General features: G+C 59.6%; 1 rRNA gene. It reads left to right on the top strand.

Annotated features, from left to right (window positions below):
* Window positions 1-331 precede the first annotated feature (331 nt).
* Window positions 332-621: ribosomal RNA gene (locus ACFPMG_RS28090) — 16S ribosomal RNA — on the top strand; the annotation flags it as partial.

Below are 621 nucleotides of genomic sequence, written 5' to 3'. Positions count from 1 at the left end.
GAAAACAAAGGCTTGACAGACCGCTTCGGATCTTCTAGATAAAGCGCCCCGACGCGCCGCACCGAACTCCGGTGACGCAGCGCGAGACGGGCAGCGGTCCTGATCAGGGATCGCGGGATCTTGGAAATCGTTGATACCGTGTTGTGAGAAGGGATGCGCAGGCGGCGGTTTTGGCCGTTGGCCGCGGACCGGTTCCGGATAGGGACTGGCATCGCGGGTCGCTTGAGCATCTCGGTCAAGCAGTAAGAGACGAACAGTTTCGAAAGCTTGGGTGAGGTCGCTTTGAGCGGCCCTGTCAAGTGGGCTCGGTCTTCGGACCGGATCCCAGCTTGAACCTGAGAGTTTGATCCTGGCTCAGAACGAACGCTGGCGGCATGCCTAACACATGCAAGTCGAACGAGGGCTTCGGCCCTAGTGGCGCACGGGTGAGTAACACGTGGGAACCTGCCTTATGGTTCGGGATAACGTCTGGAAACGGACGCTAACACCGGATGTGCCCTTCGGGGGAAAGTTTACGCCATGAGAGGGGCCCGCGTCCGATTAGGTAGTTGGTGGGGTAACGGCCCACCAAGCCGACGATCGGTAGCTGGTCTGAGAGGATGATCAGCCACACTGGGACTG

It is taken from the genome of Azospirillum himalayense, from assembly GCF_042657465.1.
Classification (GTDB): Bacteria; Pseudomonadota; Alphaproteobacteria; order Azospirillales; family Azospirillaceae; genus Azospirillum; species Azospirillum himalayense.
This window is presented reverse-complemented; position numbering and strand designations above follow the sequence as displayed.